General features: G+C 72.1%; 13 protein-coding genes, 3 rRNA genes and 4 pseudogenes. 12 read left to right on the forward strand and 8 right to left on the reverse strand.

Going from position 1 to position 25,371, the window contains the following annotated elements; translation table 11 throughout:
- Nucleotides 1–12 precede the first annotated feature (12 nt).
- From trmB to HUT16_RS19805, 3 genes are all read right to left on the reverse strand, one after another.
- Nucleotides 13–843 carry a tRNA (guanosine(46)-N7)-methyltransferase TrmB gene (gene trmB / locus HUT16_RS19795; protein ID WP_176189460.1) on the reverse strand — a complete coding sequence of 277 codons (831 nt, stop codon included), beginning with the start codon at nucleotides 841–843 and terminating at the stop codon, nucleotides 13–15.
- A 46-nt stretch (nucleotides 844–889) separates the two neighbouring features.
- Entirely contained in the window at nucleotides 890–2,122 is a 1,233-nt protein-coding gene (gene lhgO, locus HUT16_RS19800; RefSeq protein WP_176189461.1) for an L-2-hydroxyglutarate oxidase, read from the reverse strand.
- A 73-nt stretch (nucleotides 2,123–2,195) separates the two neighbouring features.
- Nucleotides 2,196–3,611 (reverse strand): MFS transporter, encoded by a 1,416-nt coding sequence (locus HUT16_RS19805; RefSeq protein WP_176189462.1) that lies wholly within the window; start codon nucleotides 3,609–3,611, stop codon nucleotides 2,196–2,198.
- A 682-nt stretch (nucleotides 3,612–4,293) separates the two neighbouring features.
- Here HUT16_RS19805 and HUT16_RS39285 point away from each other — a divergent pair.
- From HUT16_RS39285 to HUT16_RS19820, 3 genes are all read left to right on the forward strand, one after another.
- Nucleotides 4,294–6,378, forward strand: a complete 2,085-nt coding sequence (locus HUT16_RS39285; protein WP_176189463.1) for an asparagine synthase-related protein — start codon at nucleotides 4,294–4,296, stop codon at nucleotides 6,376–6,378.
- A 171-nt stretch (nucleotides 6,379–6,549) separates the two neighbouring features.
- Nucleotides 6,550–7,047: a universal stress protein gene (locus HUT16_RS19815; protein WP_176189464.1), complete on the forward strand. Its 498-nt coding sequence runs from the start codon at nucleotides 6,550–6,552 to the stop codon at nucleotides 7,045–7,047.
- Between the two features lie 115 nt (nucleotides 7,048–7,162).
- A complete protein-coding gene (locus HUT16_RS19820) occupies nucleotides 7,163–7,858 on the forward strand; it encodes a DsbA family oxidoreductase (RefSeq protein ID WP_176189465.1) in 696 nt (231 codons plus the stop codon).
- A gap of 31 nt (nucleotides 7,859–7,889) precedes the next feature.
- Here HUT16_RS19820 and HUT16_RS39810 read toward each other — a convergent pair whose 3' ends face one another.
- From HUT16_RS39810 to HUT16_RS19830, 3 genes and pseudogenes are all read right to left on the reverse strand, one after another.
- Nucleotides 7,890–8,582, reverse strand: a complete 693-nt coding sequence (locus HUT16_RS39810) for an NPCBM/NEW2 domain-containing protein (RefSeq protein ID WP_368662743.1) — start codon at nucleotides 8,580–8,582, stop codon at nucleotides 7,890–7,892.
- Nucleotides 8,583–9,183: 601 nt separating this feature from the next.
- Nucleotides 9,184–10,017: pseudogene (locus tag HUT16_RS38365) on the reverse strand (RNA polymerase sigma factor); the annotation flags it as partial.
- A gap of 244 nt (nucleotides 10,018–10,261) precedes the next feature.
- Entirely contained in the window at nucleotides 10,262–11,056 is a 795-nt protein-coding gene (locus tag HUT16_RS19830) for a TetR/AcrR family transcriptional regulator (RefSeq protein ID WP_176189466.1), read from the reverse strand.
- 537 nt (nucleotides 11,057–11,593) lie between these two features.
- Here HUT16_RS19830 and HUT16_RS19835 point away from each other — a divergent pair.
- The 7 genes and pseudogenes from HUT16_RS19835 (at nucleotide 11,594) to rrf (ending at nucleotide 22,669) form a co-directional block, all read left to right on the forward strand.
- Nucleotides 11,594–12,208 carry a hypothetical protein gene (locus HUT16_RS19835; RefSeq protein ID WP_176189467.1) on the forward strand — a complete coding sequence of 205 codons (615 nt, stop codon included), beginning with the start codon at nucleotides 11,594–11,596 and terminating at the stop codon, nucleotides 12,206–12,208.
- Nucleotides 12,208–14,010 (forward strand): alpha/beta hydrolase, encoded by a 1,803-nt coding sequence (locus tag HUT16_RS19840; RefSeq protein WP_176189468.1) that lies wholly within the window; start codon nucleotides 12,208–12,210, stop codon nucleotides 14,008–14,010. The genes HUT16_RS19835 and HUT16_RS19840 overlap by 1 nt, the downstream gene beginning before the upstream one ends.
- A 207-nt stretch (nucleotides 14,011–14,217) precedes the next feature.
- On the forward strand, nucleotides 14,218–15,546 hold the full coding sequence (locus tag HUT16_RS19845; RefSeq protein WP_176192764.1) for an NAD(P)/FAD-dependent oxidoreductase: 1,329 nt from the start codon (nucleotides 14,218–14,220) through the stop codon (nucleotides 15,544–15,546).
- 270 nt (nucleotides 15,547–15,816) lie between these two features.
- A pseudogene (locus tag HUT16_RS19850) lies at nucleotides 15,817–17,034 on the forward strand (PP2C family protein-serine/threonine phosphatase); the annotation flags it as partial.
- A gap of 536 nt (nucleotides 17,035–17,570) precedes the next feature.
- Nucleotides 17,571–19,087 (forward strand): 16S ribosomal RNA (locus tag HUT16_RS19855).
- Nucleotides 19,088–19,358: 271 nt separating this feature from the next.
- A 23S ribosomal RNA gene (locus HUT16_RS19860) occupies nucleotides 19,359–22,464 on the forward strand.
- Nucleotides 22,465–22,552: 88 nt separating this feature from the next.
- Nucleotides 22,553–22,669 (forward strand): 5S ribosomal RNA (rrf, locus tag HUT16_RS19865).
- Together the 16S, 23S and 5S rRNA genes form the textbook arrangement of a ribosomal RNA operon.
- A gap of 99 nt (nucleotides 22,670–22,768) precedes the next feature.
- On the opposite strand, the gene HUT16_RS19870 is transcribed toward rrf, so the two are convergent.
- Complete coding sequence (locus tag HUT16_RS19870) at nucleotides 22,769–23,542, reverse strand: SDR family oxidoreductase (RefSeq protein ID WP_176189470.1); 774 nt, start codon at nucleotides 23,540–23,542, stop codon at nucleotides 22,769–22,771.
- Nucleotides 23,543–23,649: 107 nt separating this feature from the next.
- Between HUT16_RS19870 and HUT16_RS39815 the strand changes: the two are divergent.
- Nucleotides 23,650–23,856: pseudogene (locus tag HUT16_RS39815) on the forward strand (TetR/AcrR family transcriptional regulator); the annotation flags it as partial.
- Nucleotides 23,857–23,978: 122 nt separating this feature from the next.
- Here HUT16_RS39815 and HUT16_RS39820 read toward each other — a convergent pair.
- Nucleotides 23,979–24,200, reverse strand: coding sequence for a hypothetical protein (locus HUT16_RS39820; RefSeq protein WP_368662752.1), 222 nt, complete (start codon nucleotides 24,198–24,200; stop codon nucleotides 23,979–23,981).
- A 139-nt stretch (nucleotides 24,201–24,339) separates the two neighbouring features.
- Between HUT16_RS39820 and mshD the strand changes: the two are divergent.
- Nucleotides 24,340–25,264 (forward strand): annotated as a pseudogene (gene mshD, locus HUT16_RS19880) (mycothiol synthase).
- The last annotated feature ends 107 nt before the right edge of the window (nucleotides 25,265–25,371 follow it).

Below are 25,371 nucleotides of genomic sequence, written 5' to 3' on the forward strand. Positions count from 1 at the left end.
CGGGCGGCGGGCTCAGCGGCGGCGGAACAGCAGGTCGTGCACCACGTGGCCCTTGGCCAGGCCGGCCCGCTCGAACTTCGTCACCGGACGCCAGTCGGGCCGCGGCGCGTACCCGGGCACGCTGCCCGCCGGGTGCTCGTCCGGCTCCAGCCAGCCCGAGCCGTCGCCCTCCGGGTGCAGGTTCTCCAGCTCCGGCGAGCCTCCCAGGACCTGGAGCATCTGCTCCGCGTACGGCTCCCAGTCGGTCGCGCAGTGCACCAGCGCGCCCGGGGCCAGCCGGGGCAGCACCAGGTCCAGGAACGAGGTCTGGACCAGGCGGCGCTTGTGGTGCTTCGGCTTCGGCCACGGGTCCGGGAAGTACACCCGCAGGCCCGCCAGCGAGGCGTCCGGCAGCATGTCGCGCAGCAGGATCACCGCGTCGCCCGCCGCGAGCCGGACGTTCTCCGCGCCGTCCCGCTCCAGGAACTGCAGCAGGTTGCCGTGGCCCGGGGTGTGGACGTCCGCCGCGAGGATGCCCGCGGACGGGTCGGCGGCGGCCATCGCGGCCGTGGTGTCGCCCATCCCGAAGCCGATCTCCAGCGTCACCGGACGGCCCGCGAACAGCGTCGGCAGGTCCAGCGGAGTCCCGTCGATCGCCAGTCCGAACCGCTCCCAGCCGCGGTCCAGCGCGCCGGCCTGCGCCTTGGTCATCCGGCCGCGGCGCGGCTGGAAGCTGCGGATCCGCTGCTCGCGGTGCTGGGCCTCGGTGGCCTTGTGCGGGTACATCGGCGCGGGGTACGCCGCCGGGGCGGCGGAGAGCCGAGCCGACGCGGACAACTGGGTGCTGGGGGCGGAGGAGGTCACAATCGCACCAGTCTAAGGGAGCCGCGGAGCGGGCCCCCGGCCGGTTTCACTCCGCCCGCAGTGCCGCCACCGCCCGGCGGGCCACGTCCCGGCCGATGCCGAGCGAGGCGGTCGCCGCCGGGGAGGGGGCGTTGAGGACGTGGACGGTCCGGCGGGGGGAGCGGGGGTCGTCCGGGTCGAAACCGGCGAAGGCGAAGTCGTCGAGGAGGGTGCCGTCCCGGGCCACGGCCTGGGCGCGGACACCGGCGGTGGCGGGGACGAGGTCGGCCTCGGTGACGGCGGGCAGCAGGCGGCGGACGGCGGTGGTGAAGGCCCGCTTGGAGAGCGAGCGGTGCAGCTCGCCGAGCTCGTAGCGCCAGTGCCGGCGGGCGATCCTCCAGGTGCCGGGGAAGCGCACCGTCCCGGCGAGGTCCCGGGCGCTGAAGGTGCGCCAGTCGTAGCCCTCGCGGGCCAGCGCGGGCACCGCGTTCGGCCCGACGTGGACGTCGCCGTGCACGCCCCGGGTGAGGTGCACGCCCAGGAACGGGAACGCCGGGTCGGGGACGGGGTAGACCAGCCCGCGCACCAGGGCGCGCCGTCCGGGCACCAGCTCGTAGTACTCGCCGCGGAACGGCACGATCCGCACGCCCGGGTCGTCGCCGGCCAGCCGGGCGATCCGGTCGCTGTGCAGCCCGGCGCAGTTGACCAGCACCGCGCAGCGGACCTCGCCGCGCGCGGTGGTGACGGTGACGCCGTCCGCCCGCCGGGCGACGTCCAGCACGGGGGTGCCGAGCCGCAGTTCGGCCCCCCGCTCGCCCGCGAGGGCGGCGTAGCGGCGGGCCACCTCGGAGTAGTCGCAGATGCCGGTGGTGGCCAGGTGGAGCCCGGCGATGCCGGTGACCTCCGGCTCGTGCGCGCGGATCCCGGCCGGGTCGAGCTCGGTCAGCGGGATGCCGTTGGCCCGGCCGCGCTCGGCGAGCGCGGCGAGGCGCGGGAGTTCGGCGGGGTCGGTGGCGACGATCAGCTTGCCGGTGACCTCGTGGGCGATGCCCTGCTCGCGGCAGAACGCGACCATCTCGCGGGCCCCGTCGGTGGCGTACCGGGCCTTGAGCGAGCCGGGCCGGTAGTAGACGCCGCTGTGGATCACCCCGCTGTTGCGGCCGGTCTGGTGGGCGGCGGGGGAGTCCTCCTTCTCCAGCACGGTGACGCCGGTGCCGGGGTGCTCGCGGGTCAGGGCGTACGCGGTGGACAGGCCGACGATGCCGCCGCCGACCACCAGGACCTGCACGTCGTGCTTCAACCCCGCCACCCCTCGGCTGTGTGAGACCGCTCCGATGGATGGTGCCACGGCGGGGCCGGGGCGGCGGGGGAGTTCAGGAAGTGGCCAGGACCAGGCGGGCGCGCTCGGTCAGCTCCTTGACCCGCTGCTCGTTCTGGTAGGGCTCCAGGCGGCGCAGCAGCTCGACCACGTACTCGCGGCTGCGGTGCGAGGAGATCCGCCCGGCCACCTCGACGGCCCGCTCCCCGGCGGCCACCGCCGCGTCCAGGTCGCCCGCCTCGGCCTCGGCCATCGCCGAGACCACCAGCCGCAGGCCGTGCGAGCGGACGTACCCCTCGGTGGGGCGGGCCAGCGCCTCGCGGGTGAACTGCCGGACCTTGGACGGGACGCCGAGGTCGCGGAAGCACTCGGCGGCGTCGGCGGCGAGGCGGTCGTAGGCGAAGAAGTCGATCCAGGTCGGGTCCGGGTCGCCGGGGCGGGCGCGGTCGAGGGCGGTCTCGGCGGCGGCCAGCGCGGTGGCGCAGGCGGGGGCGTTGCCGGCCTTGGCGTGGGCGCGGGCCTCGACCAGGTGGAAGAAGCTCATGGTGCGGGCGGTGGCCAGGCCCCGGTTGCGCTCCAGGGCGGCCTGGGCGAGGTCGACCGCCTCGTCCGGGAAGGACCGGTAGGCGGCCTGCAGGCTCATCGAGGCCAGCACGTACCCGCCGAGCGGGACGTCCCCGGCCGCGCGGGCCAGCCGCAGGGCCTGGATGTAGTAGCGCTGGGCGGCCTCGTGCTGGCCGGTGTCGAAGGCCATCCAGCCCGCCAGCCTGGTCAGTTCGGCGGTGGCGCCGAACAGCGACCGGCCGACCGCGTCGCTGTACGAGGCGAGCAGCAGCGGGGCGGCCTCCACCCGCAGGCACTCCGGCACCATCGAGGAGCGCCAGTCGCCGCCGCCGTACTTGGAGTCCCACCGGCGGGCCTCCTGGGCGGCCTCGCGGAGCTTCGCCGCGTCCGCGTGCCCGACCCGGTAGCCGCTCAGGTCGGGGACGGCCTCGCGGGCCACCGAGCCGTCGGCGGGCGTGATCAGCCAGCGCGAGACGGGCGTGGCGTACGCGGCGACCGAGAAGGTGCCGGCCAGGCTGTCGCTCCACCGGCCGCCGCCGGGGCCGCGCCGCAGGTCCAGGTCGACCCGCCACAGCTCGGTGGCCGAGCGGACCGCCTCCGGGACCTCGCGCGGGAACTCCAGACCCAGCTCGGGCGTGGGGTGCGAGTCGGCGAGGCCGATCTCCTCCAGCGGGACGGGGCGGCCCAGCTTGTTGCCGAGCGCGGTGGCGATCAGGTGCGGCACCGGGCGCTGCGGGACCATCCCCTTGGTGACCCAGCGGGCCACCGAGGTCTTGTCGTAGCGGAGGGTCAGGCCGCGCTGCGCGCCCAGGTCGTTGACCCGGCGGGCGAGCCCGGCGTTGCTGATCTGGGCGAGCGCGAGGAGTGCCCCGAGCCGGTCGTTCGGCCCTCGTGAGCTGACGGTCATGGTGGCGGTGGCACCCCCTGGCGACGTCGTGCGCGGATGGCGGCGAGTCGCGACGGCCGCAGCACGCCACCGGACTGCTTGCACCTAGCGTAGTCGCCCGCGTTCCGAGGGTTAAGAGGCTGCATTCCGGTTGGCGGGAACGCGCCGCGTCCACGGCGGGCGCCCGGACGCCCGGACGGTGCCCTGTTGGCAGGTGCCGGACGCCCGTGCTCCGGTCCCGTGCCCGCGTGCGCCACCCGTGCTCCCTGTCCGCAGCGGCAGGTGGGCGATTCGCTAAAGCCTGTGGATCGGCCCGCCGTCGAGGACCCGGCGGGCCGGGGGAAACGCTGCCTCATTCCCCGCGGGCAGCTGCGCGTCCGGGAGGGCATGCGGATGCCCTCCCGGCCCGTGCAACGGCTTTCGGCCAACTTCGGTCGATCCGTGGCGGTCGCGGCCGTTCCCCGCGCCGCCCTGCCCGGCCACCGGCCTTGCCCCGGAGGGGAGTTCGCGACCCGCACGGCCCGGGCCCCGGAGGGGGAGGCCCGGTCCGTGCGCCCCCTCCGGAACTGAGGGACCGTCACCTGCGCGAAAGCCTGGCGCTCACCCGCCCCATCGGTGGCACGATGTCTCCTGACGGCGCGCCAACCCCTCCCGCCCGCCCGGGGTTTCGCCGCGCGCCCGCAGCACCACAGGTGGAGGCGCGATGCGGTGGCTCACCGGCTGGAGCGGCCTGACCGCCGCCGACCCGACCCTCGCCGCGGTCCGCCCGCTCGCCGGCACCCTGCTCTGGGGCGGCCCGGGCCCGCTCTGGGCGGTCGGCGACTGGCGCCCCGACGAACTGCGCCTCGCCGTGCTCCGCCCCGGCGGCCCCGCCACCGTCCGCGGCGGGCTCGACCCGGGCGACCCCGCCGACAGCGCCGACCACGACACCCCCGCCACCCTGCGGCTGGCCGTCGCCGGCCGCTGCGGCGCCACCGACCGCGAACTCGCCGACGGCCTGGCCGCCGCCCGCGGCGGCGCGCTGCGCCACCTCACCCACTGGCCCGGCAGCTACACCGTCGTGCTGCGGGCCGGCACCCGCTCCACCGTGCTGCTCGCCGACCTGTCCGGCGCCCAGCCGGTCTTCCACACCCCGTTCGCCGGCGGCACCGCCTACGCCACCGCCGCCCTCCCGCTCGCCGACCTGGTCGGCGCTCCCGTCGACACCGCCCACCTGGCCGCCCGGCTCGCCACCCCCGAGACGCCCGAGACGCTCGGCGACCGTACCCCCTACCGGGGCGTGCGCCGCGTCCCGCCCGGCCACGCGCTCGGCATCCGCGGCGGACGCGCCGACCGCACCCCGTACGAGGACCGGCCCGCCGAGCCGGCCGGCGCCGAGGCGCCCGCCGTCCGCGAACTCACCCGCGCCCTGCTGGAGGCCGTCCGCTGCCGGGTCCGCGCCACCGGCCCGGCCGACCGGCCCCGGCTCGGCGTCGACCTGTCCTACGGAACCGCCTCCGCCACCGTCGCCCTGCTCGCCGCCGCCGTCCCGCTCCCCGCCGGGCCCGGCACCGGCGCCGAGCCGGAGCGGCCCGCCACCCGGACCGGCGCCGTCAAGGGCTCCTGGGCCCGCCGCGCCGAACCGCCCGAACCCGAGACCCTCCCCGCCGTCACCCTCGGCGACGCCGACGGGTTCGCCCTCGCCGTCCACGCCCCCCGCCTGCGCCACCTGGTCGTCCCGCCCGTCGCCCCGTACGCCGACCTGGCCGACCCCCTCGCCGGACCGCTCACCGACGAACCCGGGCCCGCCCTGGTGGCGGCCGCCCGGCACGCCGCCGCGCACCGGGCGGGCGGCGCCGACCACCTCACCGGCCACGGCGCCCGCCAGGTCCTCGACGGCCACCCCGCCCGGCTCGCCGACCTGGTCCGCTCCGGCCGCTCCCTCGACCTGCTCGCCCCGATCGCCGCCCTGGCCGGTGCCGACCGGGCCACCGCCGGCGCGCTCACCGGCACCCTGCACACCCCCGTCACCGTGCTGCGCGCCGCCCGCCGGCTGGCCCGGGCCCGCTACGCCGACGCCCTCGACGATCTGGCCCTCGGGCTGACGCTCCGTCAGGAACCGTTCTCCGGACGGACGATGGGCCGTACCCTGGCCGCCGACCTGGCCTGGCACCGGCCGGGCCCCGCCGCCCACCTGCTGGCCGACGAACCGCTCGCCGCCCTCGCCCAGCACCTGCGCACCGCCGCCCGCGACGGCGCCCCCGCCGAACCCCCCGGCGCCCGCCGGGCCCGCCTCGCCCTGCACCGGCACGCCGCCCACTACCGCACCCTGGTGCACGCCACCGAGCAGCACGGCCAGCGCCTGCACGCCCCCTTCCTCGACAACCAGGTCGTCCGCGCCGCCCGTCTGCTCCCCGACGACCTGCGCCTGCAACCCGGCGCCCGGCACGCCCTGCTCGCCGCGGTGCTGGCCGGGGCCGGCCGCACCGACCTCCCCGCCGACTGGGGCCGCGCCGCCGGTCCCGACCCGCACGACCCGGCCCGCCGCGGCCTGCGCGCCGCCGCCGCCGCGCTCACCGAACTGTTCGACCGCCCGCTGCTCGGCGAGGCCGGACTGCTCGACGCCCCTGCCGCCCGCAAGGCGCTCGCCGCCGCCACCGACCCCGGGCAGAGCGCCCCGCCCGGCGCCCTCGCGGCCCTCGCCGACCTGGTCTCCGTCGAGCTCTGGCTGCGCCGACTGGCCGCCCGCCGCCCCGGCTCCTCCTGGACCGGCCTGCCCGTCCCGTGCCGCACCGCGCTCGGCACCTGACCGCGCCCGGCACCTGACCGTGCTCGGCACCTGATCGCGCCGCACCGCGCCCGCGCCGCGCCGCGCCCGGAGCCCGACCGCCGGGTGCGCCTGCGCCGCCGACGGGCACCCGCTGGGTAGCGTCGGAAGACCCCCGACCCCCGACCCCCTCCCGGAGACGGAGCGCGCGCCATGACCGCCACCCTCCCCGTGCGGCACGAACCGCCGCCGCCCGGCCCCGCGATCCTCGCCGGCTGCGACGGCTCGGACGCCGCGCTCTGGGCGCTCGACCGCGCCATGACCGAGGCCGAGGCGCACCACCTCCCGCTGCACGTCCTGGCCGTGGTCAACCCCTCGCCGACCGGCTACCCGGCCGGCATGGCCGACCTGGTGCAGGAGAGCGTCGAGCGGCTGGTCGAGAGCATGTCCGACGGCCTGCGCCGGGCCGTCGCCACCGTCCAGTCCGCCCGCGCCCGCCCGTACGCCGGGCAGCTCACCCTGCACGTCGTCCTCGGCAACGTCATCGAGGTGCTGCTACAGGCCGCCGACGGGCGGCACACCCTGGTCGTCGGGACCCGCGGCAACGGCGGCTTCACCCGGCTGCTGCTCGGCTCGGTCAGCACCGCCGCGGTGCACCACGCCGCCTGCCCGGTGCTGGTCGTCCCCGCGCCCGCCGCCGAGGAGGACTGAGCGGGAGGACCGGAATGTCCGCGGATGGTTGAGCGTTCACCTTTCGTCGAACGGCCGACCGGTCGTCGAGCCGTCCGTCGTCGAGACGACCACCCCGACAGGAGCACGCCCCGCCATGAAGGTCGAAATCTACTCGGACATCGCCTGTCCCTGGTGCTACGTCGGCAAGCGGCGCTTCGAGCAGGCGCTCGGGCAGTTCGAGGGCAAGGAGGGCGTCGAGGTGCTCTACCGCCCCTACCAGCTCGTCCCCGACGCCCCCGAGCAGGCCCGCCCCCACCGCGAGTGGCTCGCCGAGCGCTACGGCCCGCAGTCCCTCGCCATGGACGCCCGGATCACCGAGGTCGGCAGGAGCGTCGGCATCGACTACGACTTCGACGCCGCGCTGGAGGTCAACACCCTGCGCGCCCACCGCCTGCTCCACCTCGCCGAGACCGAGTACGGCGCCGCCGTGCAGGCCGCCCTCAAGGAGCGCCTGCTCAAGGCGCACTTCTCCGAGGGCGTCGACGTCGGCGACACCGAGGCCCTGGCCGGGCTGGCCGCCGAGGTCGGCGTCGACCGCGAGCGCGCCGCGGCGTACCTGGCGGGCGACGAGGGCGAGGCCGAGACGCTCGCCGCCCTCGCCGAGGCCCGCGCCATCGGCGTCACCGCCGTCCCCACCTTCGTCTTCGAGGGCCAGTGGGCCGTTCAGGGCGGCCAGGAGGCCGAGACCTTCCTCCAGGTCCTCCGGCAGGTCGAGGCCGAGACCGGCCGCCGGATCACCCCGGTCGCCCCGCCCGCCGACACCTGCGAGGACGGCAGCTGCGCGCTCTAGCGGCTCGCCGAGGCGGCCCGTGGGGCGGGCCCTAGCAGGTCAGCCGGGCCTGCGCCCAGTCCGCCAGGTCGACCACCGGGACCGAGCCGCGGACCGGCGTGACCAGCAGGCGCACGGAGCTCTGGCCGTCCAGCGGGACGTGCACGGGGACGGGGCGGTCGTCCGGGGACATCGGGCGGGAGCTCCACAGCACCCGGCCGTCGCCGCCCTGCACCGAGAACACCACCTCGCCGTACGTCACGCCGAAGTCGTCCAGCCCCACGACGGCGTCGAAGGAGCGGCAGGGGCGGTTCAGGTCGATGGTCACCCGGGCGGGCACCCGGGTCGCCAGCACGTGCTGGTAGCGGGTGCCGCGCAGCCAGGCCGAGGGCCGTTGGAGGACCTGGCCGCCGCCGCGGATGCTCGGGGTGTCGGCCGCGACCCGGTGGCCCCGGTTCAACGGCACCTCGTCCAGCCAGAACTGGCGCGACGTCGGCGTCGGGCTGGGCGTCGGCGTCGGGGTGGGCGTCGGCGTGGGCGTGGGTGACGGGGTGGGGGTCGGCGTCGGTGCGGGGGGCGGCACCCGGCGCGCCGTGGGCGTCGGGGTCGGCTTCGGCGCGGGCTTCGGCGCGGGCTTCTGCTTCGGGGTGGGCGTGGGTGACGGGCTGGGGTCGGCGTCGGGGCCGGGTGGGCGTCGGCGCGGGCGACGGCAGCCGGCGCGGGGCCGGCGGCGGGTCTCCGGCACGACGGTGGCCGGCGGCGGGGCCGCCTGCGGGCGGGTCCGGCGAGCCGGTGAGCGCGAACGCGGCGACCGCCGCCGCGACGACGGCGATGCCGGCCGCGATGCCCGCCTTGGCCGCGGTGCCGAGTCCTCCCGGCCACCGCCGCGGCCCCGCCGCCGGACGACCCGGCGCCGCCGGCCGCACCTGCAGCGCTGGCCGCGCCTGCGGCACCCGTGGTGCCGGTGGTCGCGGCCGCCCGCCGACCACCGCCGCCCCGACCGCGCCGGTGACGGCGGCGCCGCCGACCGCCGCCGCGGCGACGGTGAACCAGCCGGTGCCGACCCAGAGCAGCGCGCCGCCGGGCAGCACGGCCCGCAGGCTGTGGTTGATGTCGGCGAGCTCCAGGTACGCGGCGGTGCAGCGGGCGCAGTCCTGCACGTGCTTGCCGACCTCCGCCGAGGCGCGCTTGCGCAGCGAGCCGCGGGCGTACGCGCCGAGCCGGCTGGCGTACCCGGCGCAGCCGGACTCCTGGCTGCCCGACACGTGCGCCTGGAGGAAGGCGGCGGCCAGCCGGTCGCGGGCCCGGTGGGCCTGGACGGCGGTGGCGTTGGCGGTCTTGCCGAGCATCACCGCGACGGTCTTCGGCGACTCCCGCTCGACCTCGGTGTGCCAGAGCACCACCCGGTCGTCCTCGGGCAGTTCGGCGTACGCGCGCATCACCATGCGCCGGTCGGCCAGGGCCAGCGCCCAGGCGTCCGCGCCCGGGTCGGCGAGGTCGAACTCGACGGTGGCGGCGGAGGCCTCGGCGAACCCGGTGAAGTCGTCGACCAGTTGCTCGCGCCGGTCCGAACGGGCCCAGGCGGCCGCCACGTTCCGCACCGCGGTCAGCAGGTAGGCCCGGACGGCGAACTCGGGCCCCTTGCCGGCCTTCAGCGCCTGCAGGGTGCGGGCGAACACCTCACCCGCCAGGTCCTCCGCGGTGAAGCTGTCCCGGCAGCACGTCCGGGCGTAGCGGCGGACGGCGTCCGCGTGCCGACGGTAGACCTCCTCGTACGCGGCGTCGTCCCCGGCGCGCACCCGGGCGGTCAACTCGGAGTCGGACGGCGGCCGTTCACCGTCGACCGGGTCGGCGGGGGCGGGCACCGCGGCCCGTGCCGCGAGCTCCTCGCCGGTGAACGCCTCGCCGATGAACGCCTCGGGGGCGACGCCGCCCCGTCCGGCCGGGGCCTGGCCGGGCACCCGGCCGCTCAGCGACTCCCGGGCCGGGCTGCCGCCCTGGTCCGGTACCTGCCCCGGCGCCTCCAGCCCGGAGCCGGACTCGCCCGCCTCGCCCTGCTCGTCGGGGTTCACCCGGCACCGCCCCGGCGCGCGGCGCACGACAGGGGCCGCCCCGCGGAATCGGCGGCGGTCACGGTGCGCAACGGAACAATGGCTCCAACCACGGGCAAAGAATGGCATAGCGCAGCGACCACCGGTAGCCGGGTCCGCACCGGCCCACTCGTCCGGGCCTCCGTTCGCGGAAGTGTTCGGGCCTCGGCGGCGCAGGCACCGCGCGTACCCGGAACGTTCCGTGCCGCTTCCGTTCCGGCCCCTGCGCCGGGCGGCCCTCCGTCACCCGAACGGTGCGCCCCGCCCGGCCCCGGACCCGCTTCCCGGCGTCCTCACCCGTACGGTGCGTCAACTTCCCTCCCGGTGCGGCGGGTCAGGCCGCGCGCAGCCCCTGCAGCAGGATCTGCAGCAGCCGGTGCCCGGCCCCGCCCTCGGTCTCGCCCTCCCGGAGCGGGACGGCCGCCGAGGCGTGCACCGGCACCGCCGCCGTCAGCACCAGGACCACGTCGGCCACCGTCACCCCGGGGCGCAGCTCCCCGGCCGCGCCGGCCCGGGCCACCAGCGCCGCCAGCAGTTGCAGCAGCAGCCGCGGGTCCGCGCTCTGCTCGCCCTCGGCGACCGGCGCGCCGCCGAACGCCCGCAGCTCGGTGCCGCGCTGCTCGGGGACCCGGCCGATCTCCTCGGCGTACCGGAACGCCTCCGGCGGCAGCAGCCGGCCGGCGCCCGAGGCGGCCGCCCGCTGCAAGAAGCCCGCCAGCGCGTCCCACGGGCCGGTGAGCCCGCCGTACAGCGACTCCCGGGCCTGGGTGGTCAGCCAGGAGACCTCCTCGGCGGCAATCCGCTGGACCAGCACCTCCTTGCTGGGGAAGCGCCGGTACACGGTGCCCACGCCGACCCCGGCCCGCCGGGCGACCTCCTCCATCGGCGCCCCGTAGCCGAGTTCGCCGAACACCTCGCGGGCGGCCCGCAGCACGCTCTCCAGGTTCCGCCGGGCGTCCACCCGCAGGCGCGAGCCCGCGCCGCGCCCCGCCCCGTCCGGGCGCTCGCCGCCGGGGAAGCCGTACCGCTCCCGCTCGTCGGGGCCGCGCTGCTCCGGCACCACGTCCACCGTGGTCCGCCCGAACGCCGCGACCGGCCCCCGACCCGTCAACTGATCCTGCTCCGACATGCCCAACCTCCCCCGAGGCACCCCGTCCCGGGTACCCGAACGGCTACTGCGCCCCCTGGTGTGCGCTGCCGACACCGGCCGTGGTCCGACGTCCGCGCACTACCTTCCCCGGATGGCTCCCGTGCAGTCCGCGTCAGTGCCACCAGGTCCAGGGCGAACGGACCGGCACCATCGGCGGTCCGAATCACAATCCGACCATAGTTCAGGGAAGTTCGCCGCAGAAGTGGACCACTCGGAACACCGGACCGGTCCGATCCGAGCCCCCGTGTGCGGACAAATCCCCTCACGCACCACCCGCGGGCCCACGTGAGACGAATCACAACCCGAGGATCGGGTGCGGAACGCCTGCCTTCGCCCCGACTCGCCTTCCTTTGCCGGATCTTGACTCTCCGTCAGATCGCCCGAAAGGTACCGCTTCGAGTCTGCGGCAACGATCGGCGGTACACGTTCTCACTTCTGCCACATCCGTTCCACCGCTAGCGTGACCGACACGTTCGCACGGCGATCGAACACACCGCCGAGTCCATGGGGGGCACGATGGCGCTACAGCAACTCGAACCGGGAGGGAGCGGGGGCACCGGATTCGCCGTCGCCCCCGAGCAACTGGAACAGGCGGGCCGCACCGCGCAGGAGACCGCGGCCGCCGTCCCCGGCGAGACCGGCGGCGTCCTCGCCGCCTCCGACCGGGCGGAGAACGGTCTGCGCGGCTGGCGCACCGCCATCGAACTCAACGCCTGCACCGACGAGTGGAAGCGCCTGCTCGACGACCTCTCCCGGGAAATGGACTCCCAGGGCGGCAAGTTGATCCGGACCGCCGCCAACTACCGCAAGGGCGAGGACGAGGCGAACCAGGGCCTGGGCACCGCCGGCTCCGACGTCCGGGCCCGCTCCGGCCCGGCCGGCCCCCCGGCCCCCACCGGCACCGGCACCGGCACCCCCGGCCGGGCGAACCCGCTGGAGGAGCGGCTGCTGCGCAACGCCTTCGACGGCCGGCAGGTCACCACCCAGCCGCACCTCCTCCCGCCGGAGCAGGCCGCCCGCCCCGGGCAGGCCCCCGGCCGCGACCCCCGGCTCGACTTCCAGGTCCACCACGTCGAACAGACCGCCGACCCGGACTCGTTCGACCTCAACGCCCCGGCGCGAGGCCTCTGATGGACATCCAGACCCTCCAGGACGCCCGCCCCGACGCCCTGTTCGCGGCGGCGGACGCCTACACCCGGCTCTCGGCGGCCTTCGCCGACCACCGCAGCACCTGGGCCAACGGGGTCGAAGGCCGGGTCGACGGCTCCGGCTGGACCGGCAGCGCCGCCGACAGCGCCGGGACGTCCCTGCGGGCCACCACCACCAAGCTGGACGCGGCCTCCCAGGAACTGCACATGATCGCCCCGATCCTGCGCGAAGGGGCCGAAGCCTTCCTGCTCGCCCAGAACAAGCTCGACACCCTCCTGAAGGACGCGGCCGCCGAGGGCTACCGGGTGGGCCAGGACGGCTCGGTCTCCTGGGGCGCGTCCGACCCGTCCGGCCGGTCCGACCCAGGGCAGGGCACCACCATCGACCAGATGGTCCGGGACCAGTTCCGCGAGACCGCCGCGGCCGCCTACAGCGCCCGGATCGCCCAGGCCCTGGACGAGGCCGAACAGGCCGACCGGTCCGTCTCCGACCGGCTGCGCACCTTCACCGACAACGCCCGCACCGGCACCGGCCTCAGCCCGGGCCAGGTGGTGCTCGACCGGATGGCGGGCATCTACAGCGAGGACCTGGTCGAGAAGTCCATCCCCGCCAAGGGCACCTCCCCGGACGCGGTCAACGCCTGGTGGCAGGGGCTCCCCCCGGAGGAGCAGCAGCGGCTGGTCCGCAACCACCCCCACGAGATCGGCAACCTCGACGGCATCCCGTCCCCCGCCCGCGACCAGGCCAACCGGATCAACCTCGACCGGACGATCGCCGGCCTGGAGAGCCGCACCGACCTCAGCCCGGACGAGCAGGAGCAGCTGGACGGCTTCCGGAAGATCAAGGAGCGGCTGGCCGACGAGGACCGGCTGCACCACGACGCACCGGAGCAGAACCCCCGGCCCTACCTGCTCGCCGTCGACACGGTCGGCCAGGGCCGGGCCGCGATCTCCTTCGGCAACCCGGACACCGCCACCGACGTCGTCTCCTACGTGCCCGGCCTCGGCACCAAGATCGGCGGCATCGGCGGGGGCGACGGCGACCGCGCCAAGGACCTGTGGTCCGCCTCGCACACCGCCGACCCGAGCAAGGACGTCGCCTCGATCACCTGGATCGGCTACGACGCCCCGCAGTTGAAGGGCGTCGCCACCGAGAGCCTCACCGTCGCGGGCACCGAACGGGCCGCGCAGGGCGGCGAGGCGTACCAGGGCTTCCTGCAGGGCCTGCGGGCCACCCACGAGGGCGAGCCCGCGCACATGACCGCCCTCGGGCACTCGTACGGCTCGTTCACCGTCGGCCAGGCCGCGCAGCGCCCGGGCGGCATCCCCGTCGACGACATCATCCTGGTGGGCAGCCCCGGCACCGGCGCCCAGCGCGCCGACCAGCTCGGCATCGACCCCCAGCACGTCTGGGTCGGCGCGGCGGAGAACGACCCGGTCACCCACCTGCCGAGCGAGAACGAGACCACCGGCATGGGCGCCGGAGCGGTCGCCGGCATCGGCGGCGGACCGGCCGGCATGGTCGTCGGCGCCGGCCTGGGCTGGGTCGGCGGACACTACACGGACGAGCACGAGCTCTGGTTCGGCCAGGACCCGGCGAGCAAGGAGTTCGGCGGCAACCGCTTCGCCGTCGACCCCGGCCCAGCCATGAGCTTCGACTCGCACTCCGACTACTGGAACTACCGCGGCGAGGGCGACACCCGGACCCCCACCGTCTCCCTGAACAACATGGCGGAGATCGTCACCGGCCACGGCGACCAGACCGTCCGACAGGACTACCGCTGAGGACCCCCTCCCCCCCCCGCGCTCACTGCGCCGCTCCCGCCGTCCGCCGGCCGGGGCGGCGCGGTGCGTTCCGGGGCCCGCTCCGGTAACCGGATTCGGCCCGATCCGGCCCGGACTGTGGACAAGAGACCACCCGCGGGTGCGTCATAGGGGGAACGTGAAACGGGTCACAGCCCCAGGGCCGGCCGGAGGTGCCCCATTCGAGTCCTGATCATCGGCGGCGGCTGCGCCGGACTGAGCGCCGCGCTGCGCCTCCAGCAGTTGCTGCGCGCCCAGTTGAAGGACCGTCGGATCGAACTGACGATCGTCGAACCGCAGCCCTACCTGACCTTCCAGCCGCTGCTGGCCGAGGTCGCCGCGGGCTCCATCGACCCGCGCCACGTGGTGGTCCCGCTGCGCACCGCGCTCCCCGACTGCCGGGTGCTCACCGCCCGGGTCACCCGGATCGACCACGCCACCCGCACCGCCTGGGTGGACGCCGCCCCGCGCGGCGAGCTCCGGCTGCCCACCGAAGTCCCGTACGACGTCCTGGTGATGGCCCCCGGCTCGGTCTCCCGCACCTCCCCGGTGCCCGGCCTCGCCGAGCACGGCATGGGGTTCGCCACCGTCGGCGAGGCGGTCGCCCTGCGCAACCACGTGCTGGAACAGCTCGACCTGGCCTCCTCCACCCGTGACCCCGAACTCCGGCACGCCGCACTGACGTTCGTCTTCGTCGGGGCCGGCTACGCGGGCGTCGGCGCGCTCGCCGAACTGGAGGACATGGCCCGCACCGCCACCAAGGGCTACCACAACCTCGACCCCGACGACCTGCGCTGGGTCCTGGTCGAGGCCAAGGACCGCATCCTCGGCGAGGAGACCCCCGAACTCGCCGCCCACACCCTCGCCGAACTGCGCGAGCGCACCATCGACGTCCGGCTCTCCACCACCCTGGAGTCCGCCACCGACCGGCTGATGCTGCTCTCCGACGGCAGCCGCTTCGCCGCCCGCACCCTGGTCTGGACGGCCGGCATCCGCCCCGCCCCCGTGCTCTCGCTCACCGACCTCCCGCTCGACGGCACCGGCCGGATCACCTGCCTGCCCACCCTGCGGATCGCCGCCCCCGACGGCACCCCCCTGCCCGACGCCTGGGCCGCCGGGGACTGCGCCGCCGTCCCCGACCACACCGGCGAACCCTGCGCCCCCAACGCCCAGCACGCCCTCGCCCAGGCCAGGCTGCTCGCCGAGAACCTCGCCGCCGAACTGGCCGGCCGCCCGCTCACCGCCTACCGGCCCGAGCACCCCGCCTGCTCCACCTCGCTCGGCCTGCGCCGCGCCGTCGCCCACACCAAGCGCGGCACCCGGCTCACCGGCCGTCGCGCCTGGTGGCTGCACCGGGCCCGCCAACTGCGCCGCCTGCCGACCCGGGAGCGCCGGATCCGGGTGCTGACGGACTGGCTGTTCGGCGGCCTCTTCCAGCGCGAGATCGTCTCGCTGGGCACCATCGAGCACCCCCGGGCCGAGTTCGAGTCCGGTTTCACCACCGGTCCCGGCACCTGACACCCGCGGCCGCCCGCCGCAGCCGCTTCGCCGCCCGCAGCACAGCACCGTCGCCTCTCGCCTCTCGCCCAGGAGCGCACTCCCCGGCGCGCGCGTTCCGAAACGCGCCGTACCGGGGGCTCGACTTCCGGAATCACACCTGAGCCTGACAGGATCAACCCGACGGAGCCATCACGGCGAGTGCAGTAACACGTACCCATTGTGATCATCACACCGCAGTCGCCCACCCTGCAGGCACCACCCCCATCAGTCCCGAGGAAGCGGCCGACGTTGAACCTCATGCGCTGGAGCGCCCGGCTCACCGGAGCCGCCCGGCGGGCCACCCCCGCCACCGCGGACGAACCCGTCACCGTCCCCGGCCCGCGCGACCCGGCCGTCCCCGGTCTCCGTGACGCCGAGCAGCTCTACGACCTGCGCGAGGTCCTGCGCCGCCTGCCCGCCCCCGTCGCCCTCACCCACGGCCCCCGGCACCAGCTCGGCTACGCCAACCAGGCCTACCGCGACCTGTTCGGCGCCCGCACCCCCGGCCGCCCCGCCGCCGAGTCCCTCCCCGAACTCGCCACCCTCGGCGTGCTCCCGCTGCTCGACCAGGTCCTGCGCAGCGGACGCCCGCGCAGCGTGAAGTCCCGCTGCATCCTCGGCCTCGGCGGCAACCGCTACTACAACATCGCCTGCGTCCCGCTCGGCCCCGACGAGCACGCCGCCCCCGCCGGCGTCCTGGTCTTCGCCACCGAGGTCACCGACCAGGTCCAGTCCGCCGGCCGCCTCCGCGAGGCCGAACGCCGCCAGCGCGAGGCCGCCGTCACCCTCCAGCACAGCCTCCTCCCGCAGAAGCTCGAACAGCCCGCCGACCTCCACGTCGCCGCCACCTACCAACCCGGCGGAGCCGACGCCGCGGTCGGCGGCGACTGGTACGACGTCATCGGCCTCGGCGGCGGACGCACCGCACTCGTCATCGGCGACGTCATGGGCCGCGGCCTGCGCGCCGCCGCCGTCATGGGCCAGCTCCGCACCGCCGTCCGCGCCTACGCCCGCCTCGACCTCCCCCCGCACGAGGTGATGACGCTCCTCGACGGCCTCGCCATGGAGATCGACGCCAACCAGATCGCCACCTGCACCTACGCCGTCTGGGACCCGACCGCCACCACCCTCGTCTACGCCTCGGCCGGCCACCTCCCCCTCCTCCTGCGCGGCCCCGACGGCACCGTCCTGCGCGGCGAGGAGCAGAACGGCCCGCCGCTCGGAACCGGCGGCGCCGGCCACCTCTCCCACACCCTGCGCCTCCTCCCCGGCACCACCGGCGTCCTCTACACCGACGGCCTGGTCGAACGCCGGGACCAGGACATCGACCAGGGCATCGACCACCTCGCCCACACCCTCACCGGCCCCGTCGGCACCCCCGACACCGTCTGCTCCCGCCTCCTGCGCGCCCTCGGCGTCACCGCGGAGCACGACGACGACGTCGCGGTACTGGTCTTTCAGGTGCCCCTTGATCCCGAGCCCGCAGGTGTGTAGAGTTCTTCGAGTTGCCTGACAGGGAGCACCGGACACGCATCTGTGTGGACGGTCCCGGGGCGGCCAATCCCCTGAGAAACCAGTTCGGTGATCCGTGACGGGTCGCGTCCTTTTCGCGTCCCCGTTCGTATTGTCGGCGTGCGCTTTTCCGGAGATTGCGGCCGATTCGCTTTGCGGAGCGGGGATCGGCTAGAGTTTGAAACGTCGGACGGGGCGTCAAGCCGCAGAAGACGAAAGCGAGTCGGGAAAGAGCACAGGCTCGGATCTGATAAGCTGGAAACACGAAAGAACGAAGCGCCCAGAGGGTCCGCAGGAATGCGGCTCGAAGGAAGCATCCGTTCCTTGAGAACTCAACAGCGTGCCAAAAGTCAACGCCAGATATGTTGACATCCCCGGCCTCGACATCTTGTCGGGGTTGGAGGTTCCTTTATGAAGTATCACTAGCGAGGACGCAGTGCGCGGGGCCGCCTTATTCCGGTGGTTGCCGTGCCGCTCTTTCGTGAGAAGCATTCACGGAGAGTTTGATCCTGGCTCAGGACGAACGCTGGCGGCGTGCTTAACACATGCAAGTCGAACGGTGAAGCCCTTCGGGGTGGATCAGTGGCGAACGGGTGAGTAACACGTGGGGAATCTGCCCTGAACTCTGGGACAAGCCTTGGAAACGAGGTCTAATACCGGATACGACCGTCTCCCGCATGGGGGTCGGTGGAAAGCTCCGGCGGTTCAGGATGATCCCGCGGCCTATCAGCTTGTTGGTGGGGTAATGGCCTACCAAGGCGACGACGGGTAGCCGGCCTGAGAGGGCGACCGGCCACACTGGGACTGAGACACGGCCCAGACTCCTACGGGAGGCAGCAGTGGGGAATATTGCACAATGGGCGAAAGCCTGATGCAGCGACGCCGCGTGAGGGATGACGGCCTTCGGGTTGTAAACCTCTTTCAGCAGGGAAGAAGCGCAAGTGACGGTACCTGCAGAAGAAGCACCGGCTAACTACGTGCCAGCAGCCGCGGTAATACGTAGGGTGCGAGCGTTGTCCGGAATTATTGGGCGTAAAGAGCTCGTAGGCGGCCTGTCGCGTCGGATGTGAAAGCCCGGGGCTTAACCCCGGGTCTGCATTCGATACGGGCAGGCTAGAGTGTGGTAGGGGAGATCGGAATTCCTGGTGTAGCGGTGAAATGCGCAGATATCAGGAGGAACACCGGTGGCGAAGGCGGATCTCTGGGCCATTACTGACGCTGAGGAGCGAAAGCGTGGGGAGCGAACAGGATTAGATACCCTGGTAGTCCACGCCGTAAACGTTGGGAACTAGGTGTTGGCGACATTCCACGTCGTCGGTGCCGCAGCTAACGCATTAAGTTCCCCGCCTGGGGAGTACGGCCGCAAGGCTAAAACTCAAAGGAATTGACGGGGGCCCGCACAAGCAGCGGAGCATGTGGCTTAATTCGACGCAACGCGAAGAACCTTACCAAGGCTTGACATACGCCGGAAACGTCTAGAGATAGGCGCCCCCTTGTGGTCGGTGTACAGGTGGTGCATGGTTGTCGTCAGCTCGTGTCGTGAGATGTTGGGTTAAGTCCCGCAACGAGCGCAACCCTTGTTCTGTGTTGCCAGCGAGTAATGTCGGGGACTCACAGGAGACTGCCGGGGTCAACTCGGAGGAAGGTGGGGACGACGTCAAATCATCATGCCCCTTATGTCTTGGGCTGCACACGTGCTACAATGGCCGGTACAAAGGGCTGCGATGCCGTGAGGCGGAGCGAATCCCAAAAAGCCGGTCTCAGTTCGGATTGGGGTCTGCAACTCGACCCCATGAAGTTGGAGTTGCTAGTAATCGCAGATCAGCATGCTGCGGTGAATACGTTCCCGGGCCTTGTACACACCGCCCGTCACGTCACGAAAGTCGGTAACACCCGAAGCCGGTGGCCTAACCCGCAAGGGGAGGAGCCGTCGAAGGTGGGACCAGCGATTGGGACGAAGTCGTAACAAGGTAGCCGTACCGGAAGGTGCGGCTGGATCACCTCCTTTCTAAGGAGCACACGGCCGGATGCGAGCGAATGTCTCGCACGGTTGCTCATGGGTGGAACGTTGACTATTCGGCACAGGGCGTGAGCCCCACTAGTACTGCTTCGGCGTGGAACGTGTGGGTGATGGTCCTGGGCCGGGCACGTTGTTGGGTCCTGAGGGAACGGCTTGCCGTTGTCTCTGGGATGCCGGCTTCACTTGAGGGTGCGTCATGCTCCCGAGGGTGGATGTCTGGTCGTTGTTTGAGAACTGCACAGTGGACGCGAGCATCTGTGGCCAAGTTTTTAAGGGCGCACGGTGGATGCCTTGGCACCAGGAACCGATGAAGGACGTGGGAGGCCGCGATAGGCCCCGGGGAGCTGTCAACCGAGCTTTGATCCGGGGGTGTCCGAATGGGGAAACCCGGCAGTCGTCATGGGCTGTCACCCATACCTGAACACATAGGGTATGTGGAGGGAACGCGGGGAAGTGAAACATCTCAGTACCCGCAGGAAGAGAAAACAACCGTGATTCCGGGAGTAGTGGCGAGCGAAACCGGATGAGGCCAAACCTTGAGCGTGTGAGACCCGGCAGGGGTTGCGCTCGAGGGGTTGTGGGAAAGTTCTTCAGTCGTCTGCCGGCGGCTGGGCGAGTCAGAAACCGTATGGGTAGTCGAAGGACATGCGAAAGGTCCGGCGTAGAGGGTAAGACCCCCGTAGACGAAATCTGTACGGCTCGCTTGAGCTTCTCCCAAGTAGCACGGGGCCCGAGAAATCCCGTGTGAATCTGGCGGGACCACCCGCTAAGCCTAAATATTCCCTGGTGACCGATAGCGGATAGTACCGTGAGGGAATGGTGAAAAGTACCGCGGGAGCGGAGTGAAATAGTACCTGAAACCGTGTGCCTACAAGCCGTGGGGGCAGCCTTCGGGCTGTGACTGCGTGCCTTTTGAAGAATGAGCCTGCGAGTTTGCGGTGTGTAGCGAGGTTAACCCGTGTGGGGTAGCCGTAGCGAAAGCGAGTCCGAATAGGGCGTTCGAGTTGCATGCCCAAGACCCGAAGCGGAGTGATCTAGCCATGGGCAGGTTGAAGCGGAGGTAAGACTTCGTGGAGGACCGAACCCACCAGGGTTGAAAACCTGGGGGATGACCTGTGGTTAGGGGTGAAAGGCCAATCAAACTCCGTGATAGCTGGTTCTCCCCGAAATGCATTTAGGTGCAGCGTCGTGTGTTTCTTGCCGGAGGTAGAGCACTGGATAGGCGATGGGCCTCACCGGGTTACTGACCTTAGCCAAACTCCGAATGCCGGTAAGTGAGAGCGCGGCAGTGAGACTGTGGGGGATAAGCTCCATGGTCGAGAGGGAAACAGCCCAGAACACCGACTAAGGTCCCTAAGCGTGTGCTAAGTGGGAAAGGATGTGGAGTCGCAGAGACAACCAGGAGGTTGGCTTAGAAGCAGCCACCCTTGAAAGAGTGCGTAATAGCTCACTGGTCAAGTGATTCCGCGCCGACAATGTAGCGGGGCTCAAGCACACCACCGAAGTCGTGTCATTGCAGCAATACTCCCAACGGAGGCTGTGATGGGTAGGGGAGCGTCGTGTGCCGGGTGAAGCAGCCGAGGAATCGAGTTGTGGACGGTTCACGAGTGAGAATGCAGGCATGAGTAGCGATACAAGAGTGGGAAACTCTTGCGCCGATTGACCAAGGGTTCCTGGGTCAAGCTGATCTGCCCAGGGTAAGTCGGGACCTAAGGCGAGGCCGACAGGCGTAGTCGATGGACAACGGGTTGATATTCCCGTACCCGCTTTGAAGCGCCAACGTCGAACCAGGTGATGCTAAGGCCGTGAAGCCGGCCCGGAGTCTTCGGACGATGGGACGTGGTGGAGCCGCCGGTCCGAGCCTGTAGTAGGTGAGCGATGGGGTGACGCAGGAAGGTAGTCCAGCCCGGGCGGTGGTAGTCCCGGGGTAAGGGTGTAGGACGTTGCGTAGGCAAATCCGCGCAGCACATAGTCTGAGACCTGATGCCGAGCCGATTGTGGTGAAGTGGATGATCCTATGCTGTCGAGAAAAGCCTCTAGCGAGTTTCATGGCGGCCCGTACCCCAAACCGACTCAGGTGGTCAGGTAGAGAATACCGAGGCGTTCGGGTGAACTGTGGTTAAGGAACTCGGCAAAATGCCCCCGTAACTTCGGGAGAAGGGGGGCCATTGCTGGTGACGGGATTTTCTCCCCGAGCTGGTGGTGGCCGCAGAGACCAGCGAGAAGCGACTGTTTACTAAAAACACAGGTCCGTGCGAAGCCGTAAGGCGATGTATACGGACTGACGCCTGCCCGGTGCTGGAACGTTAAGGGGACCGGTTAGTCCGACTTCGGTCGGGCGAAGCTGAGAACTTAAGCGCCAGTAAACGGCGGTGGTAACTATAACCATCCTAAGGTAGCGAAATTCCTTGTCGGGTAAGTTCCGACCTGCACGAATGGCGTAACGACTTCTCGACTGTCTCAACCACAGGCCCGGTGAAATTGCATTACGAGTAAAGATGCTCGTTTCGCGCAGCAGGACGGAAAGACCCCGGGACCTTTACTATAGCTTGATATTGGTGTTCGGTTCGGCTTGTGTAGGATAGGTGGGAGACTGTGAGACCCGGACGCCAGTTCGGGTGGAGTCGACGTTGAAATACCACTCTGGTCGTGCTGGATGTCTAACCTGGGTCCGTGATCCGGATCAGGGACAGTGTCTGGTGGGTAGTTTAACTGGGGCGGTTGCCTCCTAAAGGGTAACGGAGGCGCCCAAAGGTTCCCTCAGCCTGGTTGGCAATCAGGTGTTGAGTGTAAGTGCACAAGGGAGCTTGACTGTGAGACTGACGGGTCGAGCAGGTACGAAAGTAGGGACTAGTGATCCGGCGGTGGCTTGTGGAAGCGCCGTCGCTCAACGGATAAAAGGTACCCCGGGGATAACAGGCTGATCTTCCCCAAGAGTCCATATCGACGGGATGGTTTGGCACCTCGATGTCGGCTCGTCGCATCCTGGGGCTGGAGTAGGTCCCAAGGGTTGGGCTGTTCGCCCATTAAAGCGGTACGCGAGCTGGGTTTAGAACGTCGTGAGACAGTTCGGTCCCTATCCGCTGTGCGCGTAGGAGTGTTGAGAAGGGCTGTCCCTAGTACGAGAGGACCGGGACGGACGAACCTCTGGTGTGCCAGTTGTCCTGCCAAGGGCATGGCTGGTTGGCTACGTTCGGGAGGGATAACCGCTGAAAGCATCTAAGCGGGAAGCCTGCTTCGAGATGAGCACTCCCACCTCCTTGAGAGGGTAAGGCTCCCAGTAGACGACTGGGTTGATAGGCCGGATATGGAAGCCCTGTGAGGGGTGGAGTTGACCGGTACTAATAGGCCGAGGGCTTGTCCTCAGTTGCTCGCGTCCACTGTGTTGTTCTGAAACAACGACCCCCACCCCCGCTCCGGCGGGCGGGTGGGCGGCGACAAGTTTCACCGTGTTTCGGTGGTCATAGCGTGAGGGAAACGCCCGGTTACATTCCGAACCCGGAAGCTAAGCCTCACAGCGCCGATGGTACTGCAGGGGGGACCCTGTGGGAGAGTAGGACGCCGCCGAACAATCATTCAGGAAAGGGCTCCAGCCGTCAGGCTGGGGCCCTTTCTGCATTTCCGGACCCGCCGCGGCTGGAACCTGTCGCGGCTGGAGCCGAGCGCTCGTCAGAGTCCGGAGCCACCGGTGGCGTCGATGATCCTCCCGGTGACCCAGCGGGCGTCGTGGGAGGCGAGGAAGGCGACGACGTCGGCGATGTCGTCGGGTTCGGCGACGCGGCCCAGGGCGGCGAGGGAGGCGGCCCGGGCCCGGGCGGCGGGGTCGTCGCGGAGCCAGGCGGCGTTGACGTCGGTGTCGACGATGCCGGGGTGGACGGAGTTGGCGGTGATGCCGCGGGGGCCGAGTTCCTTCGCGAGGTTGAGGGTGAAGGTGTCCAGTGCGCCCTTGGTCGCGGCGTAAGCGATGATCTCGGGCATCGCGATGCGGGCCGCGCCGCTGGAGACGTTGATGACGCGTCCGCCGTCGCGCAGGCGCGGCAGGGCCTGCTGGACGAGGAAGAACGGGGCGCGGACGTTGACGGCGAAAACCTCGTCGAAGTCCTGCTCGGTGAGGTCGGCGAGGGCGGCGCTGCGGCCGATCCCGGCGTTGTTGACCAGGATGTCCACGCCCCCGTCGTCGAGGTGGCCGGCCCGGGCGAGGTCGTACGCGGCCCAGAGGCGGGTGGCATCGCCGTGGGTGCCGAGCGGAGCGTGGACGGGGAAGGCGCGGCCGCCGCGGCTGTGGATGCGGTCGAGGACGGCGGTGGCGGCGGCGTGGTCGCGGGCGTAGCCGAGGGCGACGGTGGCGCCGTCCCGGGCGAGGCGTTCGGCGATGGCGCGGCCGATGCCCCGAGAGGCTCCGGTGACCAGGGCGGTCTTGCCGTCGAGCGGGCGTGCGGACATGACGGGTCCCCCTTCTCCTGGCGTCACCCATTTCTTGAGTGATCGCTCAAGAAGGAAGCTAGCACGCCCCGGCACCTTTCTTGAGCGACCGCTCTAAAATGGCTGGCATGGCAGCAGCGGAGACGGCGGGCACGAACGGCGCAACGGCCAAGCGGGGCCGCCCGCCGGCCTTCGACCGGGCGGAGGTGCTGGCGGCGGCGACCAGGCTGTTCTGGGAGCGCGGCTACCAGGCCACCTCGGTGGGCGAGTTGACCGGGGCGATGGGGATCAAGCCGGGCAGCCTGTACGCGGCGTTCGGCGACAAGGCGGCGCTGTTCCGCGAGGTGGTGGAGGCGTACGGGCACTCGCCGGAGGGGGAGTTCCTGGCGGTGGCGCTGGCCGAGGAGGCGTCGGCGCGGGCGGCGTTCGCCCGGGTCCTGCGGGAGGCGGCGCGGATCTACTCGGACCCGGAGCACCCGGCGGGCTGCCTGGTGATCTGCGCGGCCGCCAACGTCACGGCCCAGGACGAGGAGGTGGCGACGTTCCTGCGCGGGCGGCGGGCGATGAGCCTGCGGCTGTTCGAGGAGCGGCTGACGGACGCCGAGCGGCTGGGCGAGCTGCCGCCGGGGGCCTCCCCGGCGGTGCTGGCGCGGTACTTCGGGGCGGTGCTGCAGGGCATGTCGCAGCGGGCCAGGGACGGGGCGGACGCGGCGGAGCTGACGGCGACGGCCGAACTGGCGCTGGCGGCCTGGCCGGCGGCCGGGGGCCGGGGGGAGCACCCGTACGGAAACCGGGGCGGAGAACGTACGCTCGCCGGTATGCGGACTTCTGAGAACACGTCAGGTGCGGACCGGGTCGAGCGGGTCGAGGTGCTGACGCCGGAGCAGGCGGGTGCGGTGCGGGAGCTGCTCGCGGCGGCGGCCCGGGCGGACGGGCGGGAGGCGGTGTCGGAGGCCGGACGGCTGCGGATCCGGCCGGACAGCCCGCGCGAGGGGGTGCGGCACCTGGTGCAGTCGGTGGACGGGGCGGTGGTCGGCTACGCGCAGGTCGAGGGCGCCGGGCCGGGGACGGTGGAGCTGACGGTGGCGCCGGCCGAGCGCGGCCGGGCTGGGCGGCGCGCTGGTGCGCGAGGTGCTGGCGGGGGCCGGGGCCGCCGACGGGCTGGACTTCTGGGCGCACGGCGGCCTCCCGGCGGCCCGGCACCTGGCGGAGGTGCACGGGGCGGTGCTGGTGCGCGAGCTGCGGCAGATGCGGCGCACCGCGCCGGCGCCGGACGCGGTGCCGCTGCCGGCCGGCGTGGAGCTGCGGACGTTCGAGCCGGGCCGGGACGAGGCGGCCTGGCTGGCGCTGAACGCGCTGGCCTTCGCGCACCACCCGGAGCAGGGCTCCTGGACGGAGCGCGACCTGGCGGAGCGGATCGCCGAGCCGTGGTTCGACCCGAAGGGCTTCTTCCTGGCGGAGCGGGACGGCCGGCTGGTGGGCTACCACTGGACGAAGACCCAGCCGGACGGTCTGGGCGAGGTGTACGTGGTGGGGGTGGATCCGGCCGAGCAGGGTAATGGCCTGGGTAAGGCGTTGACGGCGGTGGGCCTGCGGCACCTGGTGCTGGAGCGTGGCCTGCCGACGGTGATGCTGTACGTGGACGCGGACAACGCGGCGGCTGTCCGGGTGTACGAACGGTCGGGTTTCGCCGTCCACGAGGTCGACCTGATGTACCGGTGGGAGCCGTCCGGCCCGCGCTGAGCTGGCCGAACGCGGGCGGAGGGGGACGTCCGCCCGCAGCCACAGGGGCGACGGACTCAGCTTTCCTCCCGGCCATGCGGTGTTTACCGTGGATTCAATTGACGCCG

Source organism: Kitasatospora sp. NA04385, from assembly GCF_013364235.1.
Classification (GTDB): Bacteria; Actinomycetota; Actinomycetes; order Streptomycetales; family Streptomycetaceae; genus Kitasatospora.

Coding starts and splice junctions, on each gene's coding strand:
- HUT16_RS19805 (WP_176189462.1), bottom strand. CDS start 3,611: ATGACCGTCAGCTCACGAGGGCCGAACGACCGGCTCGGGGCACTCCTC.
- HUT16_RS39285 (WP_176189463.1), top strand. CDS start 4,294: ATGCGGTGGCTCACCGGCTGGAGCGGCCTGACCGCCGCCGACCCGACC.
- HUT16_RS19815 (WP_176189464.1), top strand. CDS start 6,550: ATGACCGCCACCCTCCCCGTGCGGCACGAACCGCCGCCGCCCGGCCCC.
- HUT16_RS19820 (WP_176189465.1), top strand. CDS start 7,163: ATGAAGGTCGAAATCTACTCGGACATCGCCTGTCCCTGGTGCTACGTC.
- HUT16_RS19830 (WP_176189466.1), bottom strand. CDS start 11,056: ATGTCGGAGCAGGATCAGTTGACGGGTCGGGGGCCGGTCGCGGCGTTC.
- HUT16_RS19835 (WP_176189467.1), top strand. CDS start 11,594: ATGGCGCTACAGCAACTCGAACCGGGAGGGAGCGGGGGCACCGGATTC.
- HUT16_RS19840 (WP_176189468.1), top strand. CDS start 12,208: ATGGACATCCAGACCCTCCAGGACGCCCGCCCCGACGCCCTGTTCGCG.
- HUT16_RS19870 (WP_176189470.1), bottom strand. CDS start 23,542: ATGTCCGCACGCCCGCTCGACGGCAAGACCGCCCTGGTCACCGGAGCC.
- HUT16_RS39820 (WP_368662752.1), bottom strand. CDS start 24,200: ATGCCCTGCAGCACCGCCCCGAAGTACCGCGCCAGCACCGCCGGGGAG.